The 16,634-nt window shown below is 60.0% G+C and carries 12 protein-coding genes and 2 pseudogenes; 5 read left to right on the plus strand and 9 right to left on the minus strand.

Annotated elements, in window-relative coordinates:
* Positions 1-183 precede the first annotated feature (183 nt).
* Positions 184-1,584 carry a dihydrolipoyl dehydrogenase gene (lpdA, locus tag ACA069_RS28635; RefSeq protein ID WP_497615716.1) on the plus strand — a complete coding sequence of 467 codons (1,401 nt, stop codon included), beginning with the start codon at positions 184-186 and terminating at the stop codon, positions 1,582-1,584.
* Between the two features lie 86 nt (positions 1,585-1,670).
* Here lpdA and ACA069_RS28640 read toward each other — a convergent pair whose 3' ends face one another.
* Complete coding sequence (locus ACA069_RS28640; RefSeq protein ID WP_187677209.1) at positions 1,671-2,144, minus strand: Lrp/AsnC family transcriptional regulator; 474 nt, start codon at positions 2,142-2,144, stop codon at positions 1,671-1,673.
* Between the two features lie 144 nt (positions 2,145-2,288).
* On the opposite strand from ACA069_RS28640, the gene ACA069_RS28645 reads away from it, so the two are divergent.
* Positions 2,289-2,918, plus strand: coding sequence for a LysE family translocator (locus tag ACA069_RS28645; RefSeq protein WP_497615718.1), 630 nt, complete (start codon positions 2,289-2,291; stop codon positions 2,916-2,918).
* On the opposite strand, the gene ACA069_RS28650 is transcribed toward ACA069_RS28645, so the two are convergent.
* The 6 genes from ACA069_RS28650 to ACA069_RS28675 all read right to left on the minus strand — a co-directional run bounded on the left by ACA069_RS28650 (position 2,915) and on the right by ACA069_RS28675 (position 11,279).
* The gene (locus tag ACA069_RS28650; protein WP_497615720.1) at positions 2,915-5,053 is read right to left on the minus strand and encodes a hypothetical protein; all 2,139 of its coding nucleotides are present in this window, start codon (positions 5,051-5,053) and stop codon (positions 2,915-2,917) included. The genes ACA069_RS28645 and ACA069_RS28650 overlap by 4 nt on opposite strands.
* Positions 5,040-6,224: a DUF3142 domain-containing protein gene (locus ACA069_RS28655; protein ID WP_497615722.1), complete on the minus strand. Its 1,185-nt coding sequence runs from the start codon at positions 6,222-6,224 to the stop codon at positions 5,040-5,042. The genes ACA069_RS28650 and ACA069_RS28655 overlap by 14 nt, the downstream gene beginning before the upstream one ends.
* A 111-nt stretch (positions 6,225-6,335) precedes the next feature.
* A complete protein-coding gene (locus tag ACA069_RS28660; RefSeq protein ID WP_489880170.1) occupies positions 6,336-7,490 on the minus strand; it encodes an acyltransferase family protein in 1,155 nt (384 codons plus the stop codon).
* Positions 7,487-8,404, minus strand: coding sequence for a class I SAM-dependent methyltransferase (locus ACA069_RS28665; RefSeq protein WP_489880169.1), 918 nt, complete (start codon positions 8,402-8,404; stop codon positions 7,487-7,489). Before ACA069_RS28665 ends, ACA069_RS28660 begins: the two co-directional genes overlap by 4 nt.
* Positions 8,401-9,705, minus strand: a complete 1,305-nt coding sequence (locus tag ACA069_RS28670; RefSeq protein ID WP_497615725.1) for a glycosyltransferase — start codon at positions 9,703-9,705, stop codon at positions 8,401-8,403. The genes ACA069_RS28665 and ACA069_RS28670 overlap by 4 nt, the downstream gene beginning before the upstream one ends.
* The gene (locus ACA069_RS28675) at positions 9,699-11,279 is read right to left on the minus strand and encodes a glycosyltransferase family 4 protein (RefSeq protein WP_497615727.1); all 1,581 of its coding nucleotides are present in this window, start codon (positions 11,277-11,279) and stop codon (positions 9,699-9,701) included. The genes ACA069_RS28670 and ACA069_RS28675 overlap by 7 nt, the downstream gene beginning before the upstream one ends.
* 598 nt (positions 11,280-11,877) lie before the next feature.
* On the opposite strand from ACA069_RS28675, the pseudogene ACA069_RS28680 reads away from it, so the two are divergent.
* From ACA069_RS28680 to ACA069_RS28690, 3 genes and pseudogenes are all read left to right on the plus strand, one after another.
* A pseudogene (locus tag ACA069_RS28680) lies at positions 11,878-12,072 on the plus strand (ABC transporter ATP-binding protein); the annotation flags it as partial.
* Entirely contained in the window at positions 12,069-13,436 is a 1,368-nt protein-coding gene (locus ACA069_RS28685) for a glycosyltransferase family 4 protein (protein ID WP_497615729.1), read from the plus strand. The pseudogene ACA069_RS28680 and the gene ACA069_RS28685, both read left to right, overlap by 4 nt.
* Positions 13,427-13,678: pseudogene (locus tag ACA069_RS28690) on the plus strand (hypothetical protein); the annotation flags it as partial. The gene ACA069_RS28685 and the pseudogene ACA069_RS28690, both read left to right, overlap by 10 nt.
* A 168-nt stretch (positions 13,679-13,846) precedes the next feature.
* On the opposite strand, the gene ACA069_RS28695 reads toward ACA069_RS28690, so the two are convergent.
* Positions 13,847-15,877, minus strand: coding sequence for a pyridoxamine 5'-phosphate oxidase family protein (locus tag ACA069_RS28695; RefSeq protein ID WP_497615731.1), 2,031 nt, complete (start codon positions 15,875-15,877; stop codon positions 13,847-13,849).
* A 44-nt stretch (positions 15,878-15,921) separates the two neighbouring features.
* Positions 15,922-16,548: a glutathione S-transferase family protein gene (locus ACA069_RS28700; protein WP_401266777.1), complete on the minus strand. Its 627-nt coding sequence runs from the start codon at positions 16,546-16,548 to the stop codon at positions 15,922-15,924.
* Positions 16,549-16,634 lie beyond the last annotated feature (86 nt).

Genomic DNA, 16,634 nt, shown 5'->3' on the forward strand with positions numbered 1-16,634 from the left:
ATATCGTTACGATATAACGAAATACGTGAAATATTCGTCCACAAATTGCGCTTATCTAAGAACGCCCAAGCTGTCGCTTGCCTGAAGCCTTGACCGAAATGTTCGGGATCGCACATATTACGCTCGTAATTTTACTCAAGAACTACCGTTAGCGATCCGCATCCCTCAACCAGGAGTAAGCGCATGAGCAACTATGACGTAGTGATTCTGGGCGGCGGCCCCGGTGGCTATAACGCGGCCATCCGCGCTGGCCAGTTAGGCCTCAAGGCTGCCTGCGTTGAAGGTCGCGCGACCCTCGGCGGCACCTGCCTGAACGTCGGTTGCATGCCGTCCAAAGCCTTGCTGCACGCCTCCGAGCTTTACGATGCGGCCATGGGTGCGGAATTCGCCAATCTCGGCATCGAGGTCAAACCGACGCTCAATCTCGCGCAGATGATGAAGCAGAAAGACGAAAGCGTGACCGGCCTGACCAAAGGCATCGAGTTTCTGTTTCGCAAGAACAAGGTCGACTGGATCAAAGGCTGGGGCCACATCGACGGCCCGGGCAAGGTCACCGTGACAGGCGATCAGGGCAGCAAGATCGAGCTGACTGCCAAGGACATCATCATTGCTACCGGTTCCGAGCCCACGCCCCTGCCCGGGGTCGAGATCGACAACCAACGCATTCTCGATTCGACCGGCGCGTTGTCCCTGAGCGAAGTGCCCAGGCATCTGGTGGTGATCGGCGCCGGCGTGATCGGCCTCGAATTAGGTTCGGTGTGGCGCCGTCTCGGCGCGCAGGTCACCGTGGTCGAATACCTCGACCGCATCTGCCCCGGCGTCGATGGCGAGGCCGGTAAAACCCTGCAACGCTCACTCAGCAAGCAAGGCATCGCGTTCAAATTGAGCTCGAAAGTCACCAGCCCCACCACTTCGGCCAACAGCGTACAACTCAGCGTCGAACCGGCCGCGGGCGGCACGGCTGAGTTACTGGAAGCGGATTACGTGCTGGTGGCCATCGGTCGCCGCCCCTACACCCAAGGCCTGGGCCTGGAGAACGTCGGCCTGAGCACCGACAAGCGCGGCATGCTCGCCAACAAACAACATCGCACCGAAGCCCCGGGGGTCTGGGTGATCGGCGACGTCACGTCCGGGCCGATGCTCGCGCACAAGGCTGAAGACGAAGCCATGGCCTGCGTCGAGCAGATCCACGGCAAGGCCGGCGAGGTCAATTACGACCTGATCCCCAACGTGATCTACACCAAACCGGAGCTGGCCAGCGTCGGCAAGACTGAAGAGCAGCTCAAAGCTGAGGGCCGCGCCTACAAGGTCGGCAAGTTTCCGTTCACCGCCAACAGCCGGGCGAAGATCAACCACGAGACTGATGGTTTTGCCAAAGTCCTTGCTGATGAGCGCACGGATGAAGTGCTCGGCGTGCACCTGGTCGGCCCCAACGTAAGCGAAATGATTGGCGAGTTTTGTGTGGCGATGGAATTCAGCGCTTCTGCCGAGGACATAGCCCTGACCTGCCACCCGCACCCAACTCGCTCCGAGGCGCTGCGCCAGGCCGCGATGAATGTGGAGGGGATGGCGACGCAGATGTAGAAGATCAAAAGATCGCAGCCTCCGGCAGCTCCTACCTGAAATGCGTACCCTGTAGGAGCTGCCGAAGGCTGCGATCTTTTCGGTTTTCAGGATGGAAGATGCCCCAACGGCAACGCTCCCGGCGTCTTCACCGTGTGAATCGCAAAGTTGCTGCGGATATCGCTCACCCCCGGTAGTTTCAAAAGGCACCCACTGAGAAACCGGTCATACGCACGCAAATCCGGCACCACCACTTGCAGCAGAAAGTCAGATTCCCCCGAAACCAGAAACGCTGAAATCACCTCCGGCAACGCGGTGACGGCCGCGTAAAAAGCTTCGGCCTGTTCGTCGTTGTGGCGCTCGACCTTCACCCCGACAAACACCGTCAATCCCAACCCCACCTCATCTCGATCCACGTTGGCCTGATAGCCGCGAATCACCCCCGCCTCTTCCAGCATCCGCACCCGCCGCAAACACGGCGACGCCGACAGGCCGATCTCATCCGCCAGCTCGACATTGCTCAAGCGTCCGTCACGTTGCAGGGCGGCGAGAATCTTGCGGTCGAAGGCGTCGAGTTTCATGGTTGGCAGATCCTGATGGCGAGAGCGCAAAAAGAAAGCAGGTTATGCCAATACAGAGGCATTTTGAAGCGGACTACGCAAGCACCTGCCTCGCCCTTCGCCTCTAGACTGACGTCACCGAATCGACAACGAAAGGAGTGTGACGTGGCGAGTCTATGGCTGTTTTTCCTGGCATTGGCGGTGGTGTTTCTGTTGCCCGGGCCGGACATGATTCTGCTGCTGCAAACTGGCGCCCGACAGGGCCGCGGTGCGGCGCTGGCCACCGTAATAGGCTTGGCGATTGCCCGCGCATGTCACGTGGTATTGGCGGCGTTGGGGCTGGCGGCGCTGTTCAAGGCTGCGCCGTGGACGTTCGAAGTGGTGCGCCTCGCCGGGGCGGCGTATCTGCTGTGGATCGGCATTCAATGCCTGCGCAGCACGCTGGTGCCCAACCTGGATGCCGGGGATGCTACCGAGGCACGCGGGCAATGGCGCGAAGCAATCCGCCGTGGCTTGCTGACCAATCTGCTCAACCCCAAAGCGTTGCTGTTCTGCTCGGTGCTGCTGCCGCAATTCATCGTCACCGACGGCGCACCGGTGCTGAGCCAGTTCGCCCTGCTCGGCCTGTTGCTGGTCGGCATAGGCCTGCTGTTCGACAGCATCTACGCCCTGGCCGGTGCCGCGCTGGGCCGTTGGCTGCAACACAGGCCAACGGCGCAACGGGTTCAACAATGGCTGTTCGGCAGCCTGTTGATCGGCTTCGCCGTGCGCCTGACGTTCATCCAGCAGGCTTAACCCTTGCGAGCCTTGCGCTGGCGACGAGTGATCAGCAACAACGCCGCGCCGACCGCCAGCACAATCGCGCCGATCTGCACCGGCCACTTGTACGGTCGCAGGCCCGCGCGGACAGCGTCGGTGACTTGGGTGACGTAGCGTTTGTCGGCGTTTTCGAAATCCGGTTTCTCGCACTGACGGCCGAAATTCTCCGCCCATGACACGTACGGACCTTCCTTGACGTAACGCTGATACAGCGCTTTCTGCTCTTCCACGCTGCTATTGAAACCGGCGGCCTTGCACAGCACAGCGGCAAACGCCTGACTGGTGTGCGGCAGGTTGTCGGCGGCACGGTTGGCCAACTCGGTCGCAACGGAACGGTAGTGAAAACGCTGCTTCGTCAGCGCTTCGCTGGCTGTCTGGCGTTGCACTTCGTCTTCGCTGACCAGCGGCCCGACTCGCAACTCCTTGTTCCCTATGTAGTAGAAGCCGCCGAACGACACATAGTCCGGCGCCATCTCATAACCAAGAATCTCGAAGCCGGACTCACGCGCAGTTATGGCGGCATTGAACAACGCCGTGGCGCGTTTAGTCGGCCACCAGGCGTTTTCTGCCGCCAGACGCTGTTCGCCGTAGTACCTGGCCTGCTCCTGCTGAGTAGTGTTAACGAAATAGTCGACTGCCTCAGCGTAATGCCCTTCGCGCAACAAACGCCGGGCGAGCAGATAGCGCAGGTTCTCGCCTATTCGCAGTCGTTCGGAATCGGCTTGGCCTTCCTCAATTGGCTCTGGTGAAGCCGGGACATTCTCATCGACATACCGCTTAAGTTCTTCGACCGTCAGCACTCGCTCAGCGACCGTCGCGGCATCAAACCAATAGATGCTGTTGCTTCGATACAACTGCACAAAGGCTTGCAGGTATTCACCCCGTTGCAACGCCAGAATCGCGCTTTCGCCTTCGACCCGGCATTTCGGTTTTACTGTTTCAAACGCCGAGTCCGTCGTGAGCTGGTAACCCCAGTCTTCGTTCTGCGGGAAGGCCTGCGCGGCTTTGGCGTACGCGGCAGCGGCAGCATTTTTATCACCGTCGCGCACCGCCAGTTTCGCCCGCAACCACCAGGCGAGCCCGCCATCGCCGGCACTTTCGAGGAAGGCCTTGGCGCTGGCGTAATCGCCCTGTTGATAATTCATCGCCGCCAGGCGATCGGCGTTTTCGAGGCTGCCACGGGTACTGTTCTGCAGCAGCTTGATGAGTTTTTTCTCGTTCGGCGGTTGCTCGCCGTACGACCAGTCGAGACGACTGATCAAGGACGCAGTGATCAGCTGTTGTACCGCTTTGCGCTCCAGCAACTGCGCCAGATCAGCCTCGGGCAACTCGGCCAGTTCATTCACCAGTTGTTTCAACGAGGTGTAACCCACAGCAGAGCCGTGAAGGTTTTGCGCTTCATACAGTTCGATGGCGCCGGTCCAGTCACCGGCTGTGCGCAACACGCGCGCCTCTTCACCAAGACTCGCAACGCCCAGTTCCAGTGGATCACTGAAGCCGTCGATGCTCATTTGTCGCGTCTGACGAAACGCTTCGCGCGATTGCTCCAGTGCCTCGATGGCGTCATCTACCTCACGGCTCATGGCAAACCATGTACGGCCCAGGGAATAGGCTGCCCAAGTGCTGCGCAACGGGCGCTGATCAGCCGGCAAGGCCAGCAGCTTGTTGAAATACTCGACCGCTAATTGATGATCACCCGTCGAAAACGCTACCGCGCCTGCCACGTACAGACGGATTTCAGCCGGCAGACCGGCGCCCTGCTCTTCAACCTGACGCGCATCCGTCAGGCCACGCAATTGCATGACCAACGCGGCCTGCTCGTTGTTCAAACCAGCTTGTTCGGCTTGTTCGCGTACCTTGGCCGCAGCGTTTTCCTCGCCGTACATGTCGTCGGGATCGTACGTCGCAGCGGTGACATTCTTCAGCCCGGCGATGGTCTTGCCGAGTCGGCTTATTTCGAATTTAAAGTTGCCCGCCGGCAGATCAGCCAGCGTCTGCGCGCGATCGTCGAGCAAACGGTTCGGGAAGTCCGGGCCGCAGGCCAGCGCCGAGCCCAGCGGCAGACAGAGGCTCAGGCAGAGCAGATGGCGGGGCCAGTTACGGGTCAACATGCGAACCTCCTTGATCAATAAATGCACAGCGCGCCCAACCGATGGCGCGCTGCCCGTTCGCCGGCAAGCGACCGTTGCGAAGGCGGGTGAAGGTAAGCAGATCCGGGCTCTGTTGCAATGAATAACCGGCGAGCGCGTCGGCGCCTTCGCAGTCGCTGGCCTTCACGGTGATACGTGCGGGCCAGGCGCTGTCGAGGTTGCCGGCATTGTCGAGTCGGAGGTCGTAGAGGCCGCTGTGTTCACTGACGCTGAGGGCGAGTTGGCCGTGCAACTCATCGCCCCGCGCCACCGCGCGCAGCGTGGTCAGGCTCCAGGCGCGGCGGTCATTGACCAGCGGCAAGCGAAACCAGATCAACCCGGCCAGATACGCGGGTGGATCGTCCCGCAGCGCTTTACCGAGTTGGCTCAGTTGCACTGGATCGGCGAGCAGTTCTCGGCGCTGACCGCCACGCTCCAGCGGCACCTCACTTTCCACCACAGGCGCGCCGTCGACATCCGGCAACAGCGCCACACCGTAGGCGGGCAACGCCAGATAAAACGGTTTGCGGGTGATTTCCCCCCAGGCCTCGGCCCAGCGCCGCGCCTGCTCAGCGTCGAACAAGCCGCGTCGCGGGTCGCTGACGGCATGCACTTGCAGCACGCTGCTGTCGACTGTCGCCAGCAAGTTCGGCAATTGCGCACTGTCGAGCCAGGCCGGCAGCGCGGTAATGCTCAGAGGCAACGATTGCGGGAGTGCCGAGCGTAGATGTGTGAGAAATTCTGCATAGGCCGGCAGCCGCGCATTGCCGGCATCGTGGTCGATTTCCACGCCACTCAGGGTCAGGCCCAGCGCCTGCCAGTCATTGATGAGCTGAAGGATCTGCGCCGTGACCTGCTGCTGATCCAGCGCCTTGAGTTGGCCATCAAGACGAATCACCGCAATCAGCGGGCGGCCATCGCTTTTCAGCAACTGCGGGTCGATACGCGCGCGGCTCCACCCGGCATTCGGGAACGCCTGCAACGCGAGCACCCGCAAGGTGGAAAAATCACTGCGGCTATCGCGCAACGCCGCCTCATGGGCCGACGTCCACTGGCGTTGCCAGACGTAGAGTTGCTGATCGAGTGGCGGTGAATCATGCCGTTCACAACCCGAGAGCAAGACCCCAAAAAACAGCCCCACAATAAACCGCATACCTTCCAGATCCCGGACACCACAAGAGTGCAAGGTTACACAAAACCCTGCAGGAGCGGGCTTGCGGGCGTCGAGCGGGGTATCACCCGCGCTTGCAGGGGACCAAAAGACTCAACATGAAGAAGCTTCAGTGGACGGAACAGGCCTGCGGGACGGGCCGAGGCGTTTCACCAGTGCCACGCCGCGATTGCGCATAGGCATTTCGATGAAGCGGTAATTCAATTCGCTGAGAAATACGATCAGACCGAATGCAAACAGCAAGGTAACGATCGGGTGTCCCGCCGGGCTCGGCAGGCCTGCACCCTGCAAACGGAAAATCACTTCGCGCACCAGGAAATACACCGGAACGTGGATCAGGTAGATGCCGTAGGAACGACTGCCCACCCACGCCATCAACCGCTGCCAGCGTCCGGCGGGCAACAGATAGTTACCGTCGTAAGACGCGATCCACACCAGCACTGCACTGAGTACGGCAATGGCGCCGATGCGATAGTGGGTGGGGGAAAAACGGTCGGTGGCCAGGTAACTCATCAGCAACCCGACGACTATCAGCGCTGAAATCCCGGCCCACGGACTCCTGAGAAACGTCGGCTGCCACCGTCGATAGCTCGGTTGCACACTCCACATCGCCAACAGCACGCCAAGGGCCAGCGCGTCCGTCCTGACGACCATCAGCAGCGGCGTACGGATCATGAAGAGTTGCACCGCAACCAGCGCCAGCAACACCCACACCAGATGCCTGCGACAGACCAGAATCAGCAGCGGAAACAGCAGGTAAAATTGCTCCTCCAGCGCCAGACTCCAGTAGACGAAACTGCTGCCGTACTCGTAATGAAAAAAAGCGTCGGCAAAGCGGAAGTTGGCGTACTGCAACACCCCCGCGAGCGTGGCCTGAAGGTTGGCCTGTAGTGTGCCGAATGCCCCGGAGCGGTTAAAAACCACGCACATCAGCAGCACCAGTGCCAGCCACAACCAGGCCGATGGCAGCAGGCGAAAAGCTCGTCGCAACCAGAAATTACGCGTTTGCTCCCAGTACTCCTGACGGTTGCTGCAACCGCGCAGCGCGGGGATCAGACTGCGGGCAATGACGAATCCGGAAATGGCAAAAAAAAGATCCACCCCCCACCAAGGCTGCGCCCAGGCATGAATGGATTCGAGCAGCGGCACGGGATCGCTGAACAGATTGCCGGATAGATGATGAAACAGCACCCCAAGCACGGCTATGGCACGCAGCACTTCGATGTCCATGATTCGTTTACTGCTCATGACGCATTCCCGGCATCCAGTGGTTTACGGGCAATGATCACCTGGCTCTTGGGCATGAATTGGTCAAGCGCCTGTTTGATTGCAAGCCCGTCGGGCCGGTCCAGCATCTCTTCCCAGGTTCTGGCCCACCCGCCCATCAAATGGGGGAACGGCGCATGAATGCGATCGCGCACCGCACCGCCAGGATCTTTACCGGCAACCTTTTCGCTGGCCCAGAAGAAAATCATGCCCATCACCCAGAAAAACCCGGTGGCTTGTCGATGTTCGATGACCAGTCCGGCATCCTCGACCATGGCAGCGAAGCGCTCCGGGGAAAAGATCTGCACATGATTGGGCGTCTGGTAATAACTCGGCGGGGCGATGCCTTTCTGCAAATGCTCGCCAACCGGCGCCGGTACACTGAGCAGGTACAACGCACCGGGACGTCCCATACGCGCCAGTTCGGCCATAAACGATTCGGGCTCGTCTACGTGCTCCAAAACCTCCATGCACACCACTTTGCTCGCGCAGCCATCCGCCAATGGCAATGGCAAGGTGTTACTGACCAGCCCCAGATTCGGCCTGGTGCTCTGAGCTTCGACCTGGCGAGCCAGGTCGCGCACTTTGTCGTGTTCGCTGTCGGTAAAGATCACCGAAGCGCCCTGGCGTACAGCAAACAACGTCGCCGCACCCTCGCCGCAACCTACGTCGAGCAGGGTGTCGTCAGGCGTTATGGCAAAACCCTTGAGCAATTCGCCACTGTCATTGAGAAACCAGCCATCCAGTACTGCATCACGTAATCCCACATCACGCGGCGACCAGGTGAACAAGGGTTCCGGTTCAGGCGTCGCCTCAACCAGCGGCTCGGCGACAGGCTCAACAGCCAGCGGCGGTTGCGGTTCGGCAAAAAAACGCTGGAGCAATCGACGAATCATGCTCCAGTCACCTCCATGGCAAGTTCGGCGCGACGCTCGAACAATTGCGCAAAGAATGCCTGCAACCGCTGCTCGGCCACGGCCTGACTGCAAAACCCTTGCAGGCTGCTCACGGCTTGCGCCGACATCTGCGCATAACGCTGCGGATCGTTTTTAGCCACCTCGTAGCTGGCGCGATAAGCCGCGCAAATCGTGGCCCAATTGGTCGCGTAGCGCAGGGTCCGGTAAGCCGAGCGCGGATCGTGTGGCCAGGCCGTGAACTCCTCGGTTGACTCGATCAGGAACGCGTTATCGGCGTTCAGATAATCAATCATCGCCGTCGTGCAAGGGGCCACCGCCGGTTTACCGCAAGACATGAACTCCATCAGCGGCAGGCACTGGCCTTCGCCATAGGACGTGTTGACGACGTAACGGGTCGCCTGCACCAGACGTTCGTAATCCGCGTCGGCCAGATAGCCATAGACCAACACGATGCGGCAGCGATAAGGCTGATTTTTGTACAGGTGATGAAGGATGTCGGTGAGCGCTTCTTGTGCATCGTGGTGGGTGAGCTTGAGCACCAGCGTCACGTCATCGGTCTCACGGAACGTCGCGCAGAAGGCACTGATCATGTCCTCCCAGTTCTTGCGTCCATCGCGGGGGTTGAACACCGAGGTGTACACCACGCCTTCTAGCAACAACGTCTGCTCGGTGACAGGCGCCCGGAAATCGATTCCCGGGCCACGCCGCCGATTTACCGGGCCGAAGGCATTCAGATCGACCCGGCGGCTGTCGACCACCAAACCTTTGATCTTCAATCGTACTGAATCGACCACAGGTTGCCCCTGCAACTGAACGCCGCGCGCCGCGAATCGATCCCAGACCGGGGCGGGTACGGCGACAATCGGGTAATCGACGTCCGTCGCTTCGCGCACGGCGTTGACGGTATAGCTGGAATGGGTGATCGCCGCCCCGCAGGCATTGAGTACCGTGCGCCAGTCGTTTAGCGGATCACCGTTAAACGGCTCGTTGGGGATGGTGCTGAACTCCCAAGCAAATACCGGCAACGTCGGGCAGGCCAGATGCACCGGCGTGCGGTGCGGTGGCGAGAACGATAGAAACACACAGGCCTCGCCACGGGATTGGCAGTCGGCGTACAACGCATCGACTTCAGTGTTCGGGTCAGTGACCTCGATCACCCGCCCGAGGCGCTCCAGCACCGGCCGATACTCCTTGAGGACGAAGTAATAGCTGTACTCCGAACGCCCCAGGTTGCGGGTAATTGTGTGCTGGTTGGTTTCCGAATGGATGATGATCAGCATGAGGCGTTATCCGTAACCGGGGCAATGTTGCTCGCCTGTGACTGTGGCCCGAAGAAATCCGCAACACGCTTTTGCAGTGCCGGCATCGCGCTGTAATCGCGCATGCGTTCGGCTGCCGCCAGCGACATGCGCTGATAATCCTGAGGCTGTGTCTTGGCCATTCGGTAGCTGTTTTCGTAGGCCTTTTTCAATGAGCCCCAGTCCGGTCGATGACGCTGTGCGCGAAAGAGCATTCGCGGGTCATGTGGCCAAGTGCACACCTCTAAGCTGGAGCCGACCACAAACGCCACGGAATCGTCGATGTAATCTTGCATCGCCGTATGATCGGGAGCGATCACCGGTTTGCCGCACGCCATGAACTCCATCAGTGGCAGGCACAGCCCTTCACAATGCGAAGCGTTGACGTAAAAACTCGTAGCCTGGTAAAGCCGCGCATATTCAGCATCATCCAGATAGCCCTGAATCATCACTACCCGACAGGAAAAGGGTGCCAGTTGCGCCAGTGGTGTCATCAAGTGCGCATAGACGGCCGCCAGATCGCTCTGGGTGAATTTCATCACCAGTGTGGCGTCTGGCGTGTCACGAAACGCCGCGCAAAAAGCGCTCAGGATCTGTAGCCAGTTCTTGCGCCCGTCTGAGGGGCGGAATACCGACACGTAGACCACACCGTCGACGTGGGTTTCGACCTGCAACGATGTGTCCGGCATATCCCGCGGTGGCGGTTGAACGGCCACAGGTAAAGGGATAGGGCCGGCGATATTCGGCAGGCGGTTACCCAGCCATTCATGCACGGAGTCCGAGAGCAGATCGCGAATCCCTTCCCAGTACCAGTTCTGCACAAACCTGACCCGAGGCACCGGCGGCGTCTGCTCGTGGCCCAGATTCAGTACCCACAGGCGCAGGAAATGCCGGGCAATCACAAAGCGCCGCTTCAAGGTCAGCGGCGGCGGTCGCGAGGCCTCCAGTTGAGCCTCGATTTCGGCCTGCTCCTCCGGGGTGAGCGGCTCCGGTAGCAGATTATCCGGGTGCAGGTTCATCAAGCGGGAATCAAAGATGCAGCCTTTGACGGTCAATGTCGCACCGGCATTGACCGGTGCACTGACATGCCGATCGCGAATCGTTGCAAAGCTTTCCCACAGGGGCGCCGGCAGCACCAGCACCGGGAAGTCGTCGCCCATAGCGCGATGGATCGCCCGGGCCGCGTGGCTGGACAGCGTGATCACTCGCCCTTGCCTGGCCAGCATGCGCGTCCAGTCCTGCCGCGGATCGTTGTCCCACTGTTCGTCGGGGATCGAGTCGTACTCCCACGCGACAACGCAAACTGTCGGGCACTCAAGATCGATCGGGGTGTTCTGCGGCCGCGTGAACGAGAGGAAGACACTCTCCTGGCCTGCGGCGAGCAACTGTCGGTAGACCGGATCAACGTCTGCAACCGTATCCACCACGTGGACTCGCCCGAGCGTTTCGAGCAGCGGGCGATAGGCCTTCAGGACAAAGTAGTAACTGGAATCGGGATGCCCCAGATTCTGACTGATGGAACTGTCGTTGATGTCCGAGTAAAGAATGAAATTCATGGCATTCCACGATGAAACTGCCATCCCGGCAGCCTCACACTATGACGGCCAAGCGTCGAATCGGATTGATATCCGTCCTTCGTCTGAGGTCTCGTCTTGTTCTTGTTTTAGTGGTCAGTTTCAACTCTTTGCACGACGGCCCCGACGAAGCCGGGTAATCGCGACAAGGCGCATTCTAAACACATCCGCAGAGGGTTCGTGAACCGCCCGGCGAGAAAAATCGGACTACGCTGACGAGAACTCACCAGTCACGGTATGGCCTGTTGAAATTGCTGCGCAATTGGCACAGATTGGTAACAAACAACTACAACAAAGACTTCGCCTGTCGTCCTGCCGGTTTTTTCTATCGGTCTGACAGACTTACCCTCAAAGCCTGTGGGAAAGCGGCGCAAGTTCAAAACCAAGGGGTCGATGTTTGAAAAAGCGTCTGTTCGTCACGGATACGAGTAGATTCGGGGGACAACCTATTCGGTCGCGTCTGGCATCGTCGGATTCGTCTCGGGAACTGCTGCCTGTCCCCTCGCCCTACGAACTCATCAATCCGCATAGCCTCACCAAATGGTGGCCACCACAGCCTGATACAGTCATCCATTTGGCCGGGCATACCTTCGCGACCCTGAGCCTGTCGAGGCTGGACTCGCACCTGGATCGAAACTACGAGTGGCGTGATCTCGCTTTGGTGTTTCATGTCATCAACAATCGACGCGAAGATTTCGTCGGGTGTTCATGGCTCAACGCGCAGACCACGGTCAGCCGTTATTCCGAAGTCAGCCATGTCGAGCGTACACCATGACCCGCTTGCTGGTGGAATGTACCCACGTGTTCAAACACCCGACGGTCAACTCGGGCATTCAGCGCGTGGTACGCAACGTCATCAAGCAACTTCCCGCCAGCGTCGACGGCGTCGAGTGCATACCGGTAGTGATGCTCTATGGTCAGCTCTATCGTGTGCTGCAACTGACGCCGCTCGATACACCATTGCTCAACAAGCTTGAGAACTTCGGTGAGCGTCTGGAGCGCCTGGCCTATCGCTTCTGCCAATGGCACCAGCGACGTGACGCACAGTGCATTTCGAAACTGGCACAACAGCTTTTGTATGTCGGCTATCGACTGACAACCTTTGGCGCGTTCGGCATACCGCTGCGCCTGATTCGACGGATCAATCGCAGGCAACTGCTCAAACGTTGTTCACCGCTGCAACACCGACCAGGCGATCAACTGGTGTTGCTGGATTCGTCATGGCATTCGGATTTTTTCGCCCATGTTGAGCGGCTCAAACGCGACGGCGTTGGCGTGACTGCGGTGATCTACGACCTGATCCCACTGACTCATCCACAGTTTTACGACACACGTCCGGCTGAGGTTTTCAGCGAGTGGTTCGACTGGATCACCCGCACAGCCGATGGCTACATGGCTATTTCCGCCACAGTGCGCAATCAGGTGCGCGCAGAATTGCAGCGGCGTATCGGCGCCGAGCAGACGGAAAAGCGCTGGTTCGAGTTCTTCCACCTCGGCTCCGAACTGGACCTGCGCAGCACCGACGCGACAGTCGAACCGCGCCTCCAGGCTTTGTTCAACACACCTGAACCGGTGTTCCTGATGGTCAGCACCATCGAGCCGCGCAAGAACCATGCGTACCTGCTCGATGCCTTCGAACGCGCCTGGGCCGCCGGTTCAAACGTACGGCTGTGCATCGCCGGACACGTCGGCTGGAAATGTGACAGCCTGCTCGCCCGTGTGCGCAATCACACAGAACTGAACCAGCGCCTGTTCATGTTCAACGACCTCAACGACACCAGCCTCGAATTCGCCTATGCGCAGTCCAGTGCGCTGGTATTTCCATCTTTCGTTGAAGGCTTCGGCCTGCCACTGGTGGAAGCCATGCAGCGTGGCTTGCCGGCGATGGGCAGCGATATCGCGGTGTTCCGCGAAATCGGCGGCGAGTTCATGGCGTACTTCGATCTGCAGAACCCGCAAAGCCTTGCCGATCTGGTCACCACCTTTGAGCGCAGCGGCCAGTTCCCCGCCGCTCGCGAGGTCGCCGACTGGCAGTGGATCGACTGGCGGCAAGCCAGTCTGCAACTGGCCGAACGCAGTGTGCGCAATGTTCTGAAAGCGCCGGTGGCGCCAGCGAGGCAACATGCGCATTGCCCTTAACGCAGGGAGTTCTTCATTTTTTCACGACGTACCTGCCCGGTTCGGTCTGCGACATCGGACAAGTGGTCTATCAGTTGTGCGAAAGCGGCGCCAACCACGGCATCGACGGCCAGGTGCTGCTGCCGATGAACCGCTTCCTCGCCAGCGCTGACCGCATTGTCGCGGCCTCGCCGAACTACCTGCACAGCAGCGACGTGTTGCAGCAGCTCCAGGACAAGACCCGAGTGATTCCCTACGATTTGCGAGAAAACCCGCTGCGCTCAGCAGAGATGGGGGTGAAAGCGGAGGCTCGCTATCGGCAGTTATTCACAGCCGATGAAATGGGCCGCAAGTGGACAGAGCTCTAGCAGGAATTGCTCGAAGAAAAATCGCTGTCCTACGCCTGATCCCTATCAGACACGGGATCAGGTTTAAAGATCCAGCACCAGCGGCTGCTCACTCTGCGCCGGCACCGCACAGCAAATCAGCACATGTCCCGCCTCAGGTATTTCGGCCGGTACCTGTGGATAATTCACCGCGCCACTGACCAGCCGCGTCTTGCAGGTGCCGCACGAACCACCGCGGCAACTGAACTCCGGACGCAATCCGCGACTCTCCGCCAGCTCCAGCAAACTGCCGCCGTCCGGTTGCCAGCGTGCTTCCTTGGCTGAACGTTCGAACACCACCGGCACCGATTGGGTGGCGGCCGGTGGTTGCTCAATGACGATCGCGTCCGCATCGGCACGCCGCTTGAGCGTCGAGGGGCCGAAGGTTTCGGCGTGAATCTGCGCGTCGCGCACATCCAACTCGCGCAAACTGTCGTACAGGCCTTGGGTGAAAGCGCCGGGGCCACACAGAACAAAGTCGATCTGATCGTAATCCTCGACCTCCAGCAGATTTCTCAGCACCGCTTCATCAATCCGCCCATGCAGGTCAAAATCCTCGCCCTCGTGCGCATCCGCTTCCGGCTGACTGAGCAAACGCAGGACCCGCACCGCATCACCAGCACTTTCCAGCAGACGATCCAGTTCCTTGCGAAACGGCTGATCGGCCAGGCTGCGCGAACTCTGCAGCAACCACGTCGGACGAATCCTGCGCGTGCGCAACCCCTGATAAATCACCTCACGCAGCATCGACAGTATCGGCGTGATACCGACCCCGGCCGCCAACAACACCAGCGGCCGGCGCTCCAGCGGCGCCACGGTGAAATGCCCTTGCGGCGCCCGCGCTTCCAGCACATCACCCACCTGGATCTGCTCATGCAGATGGTTCGACACGCGCCCCTCGCGCTTCACACTGATGCGATAGAAACCATCCGATGGCGCACTCGACAGGCTGTAAGTGCGGATGTGTACTTCGCCGTCGAGGGTAAACCGCAGTGGCAGATGCTGGCCCGCGAGAAACACCGGCAAACCGGCGCCATCGTCCGGCTCCAGGTATATCGAGCGGATGTGGCGGCTCTCCATTTCAATCTTTGCTACCCGCAACGGCCGCCACTGGTTGCCCAAAGCCTGCGCTTGCAAACGCGCGTCGGCCTCAGCCCAATTGCCGGTCAACAGACTGGTGGGCGACATGCCGTCGAAGCGCCAGCGCAAGGCCAGTGCCGCCGGACGCCGCACCAGTTTCTCCACCTCAAATGTCCACAGCCGCTCCGCACCTTGAAACGCCTCGATCTGCGGCCCTTCCAGAATGATTTCGGTGCGCCCGCTGAGCTGCAACAGATCGCCTGTGGAAAAGTCGATGAACAGCAGGCCGGCCTTGGGGTTGAGCAGTAAATTGCCGAGGGTGTTGAAGTGCAGGTTGCCGGCAAAGTCGGGGATGGTCAGGCGATTGCCTTCCACCCGCACAAAACCGGCCTGGCCGCCTCGGTGGGAAACGTCCACAGCACGCTGGCCGTCGGCGTCCACATAACTGGCGACAAAGAACGTGTCGGCGCCTTCGATCAGGATGATGGCAGCTTCGTCGAGTGTGTCGAGATGCTGAGCAGGCCGGGTCTGCGGATCGCTCAGCGGGACGCGCTGGAATTGACGCAGCTGGATGTATTGCGGGCAGTTGCCGAACGCTTGATCGACGCTCACCTCGAAACCGTCGGGGCCGAGATGATCGACATGGCCATTAAGGCGATTGCGCCGACGGGTGTGCAGTTCGATGCCGAGCAATCCGATAGGCTCGCCGTTACGCAACTGCGCCGGATCATCGGCAGCAGGCAGGCTTGCGAAGTGCAGATGCTCAGGATCGGGCGAATGGGCAAACCCCGGCGCGCCTTCGAGCACACTGGCCCAAGGACGACCATCAACATCGACCGCGCCGTACACCATGAAAGGCAGTTGCTGATAGAACTCACGGTGCTGATCCGGCATCCAGGTGCGAATCACCTTACGCCCGAATGCCTCCATGCGTTCGGCAACACCGACATGCGCCTGCAATTGTTGCTCGCCAGCGTGCCACGGTGAACGTTCCATCACGACCTCCCCCTGCGCCGTCGGCACAGTGTGAATTGCGAGCATCAGACTGAAGTTTGCAGACCGGCGACGGTGCGCGGCATCGCGACAAAACCGGGCAGCGCTTCGATTCGAGCCAGCCAGGCGCGCACATTGCCGTAGTCATCCAGCGACACATTGCCTTCCGGCGCGTGGGCGATATAACTGTAGGCCGAAACGTCGGCGATGGTCGGCTCGCTGCCCGCCAGATAGGGCGTATTGCCCAACTCGACGTCCATCACCTTGAGCAGGTTGTGTGCACGGGAGATCACCTCTTCAGCATTGAATTTCGCGCCGAACACCGTGATCAACCGCGCCGCCGCCGGGCCAAAAGCGATCGGACCGGCCGCTGCCGACAACCAGCGCTGTACCCGTGCGGCACCCACCGGATCGCTTGGCAACCAACGACCTTCACCGTACTTTTGCGCCAGATAGACCAGAATCGCGTTGGAGTCAGCCAGCACCACGCCATTGTCATCAATGGCCGGCACCTGACCGAAACTGTTGATGGCGAGATAGGCCGGTTGTTTGTGCTCACCTTTGGCCAGATCAACAAAGATCAGCTCGGTCGGCAGTTGCAACAGGGACAACATCAGCTCTACCCGGTGGGCATGGCCGGAACGGGGAAAGTTGTAGAGTTTGATCGCTTGCATGGTCGACTCCGCTGGATGATCGCACTGCCCGAGGGTGGCAGCGCCGATGGAAGCCATCTTCCACCTATCTTCGAAGCAACAGAATC

Source organism: Pseudomonas sp. LBUM1652, assembly GCF_059716105.1.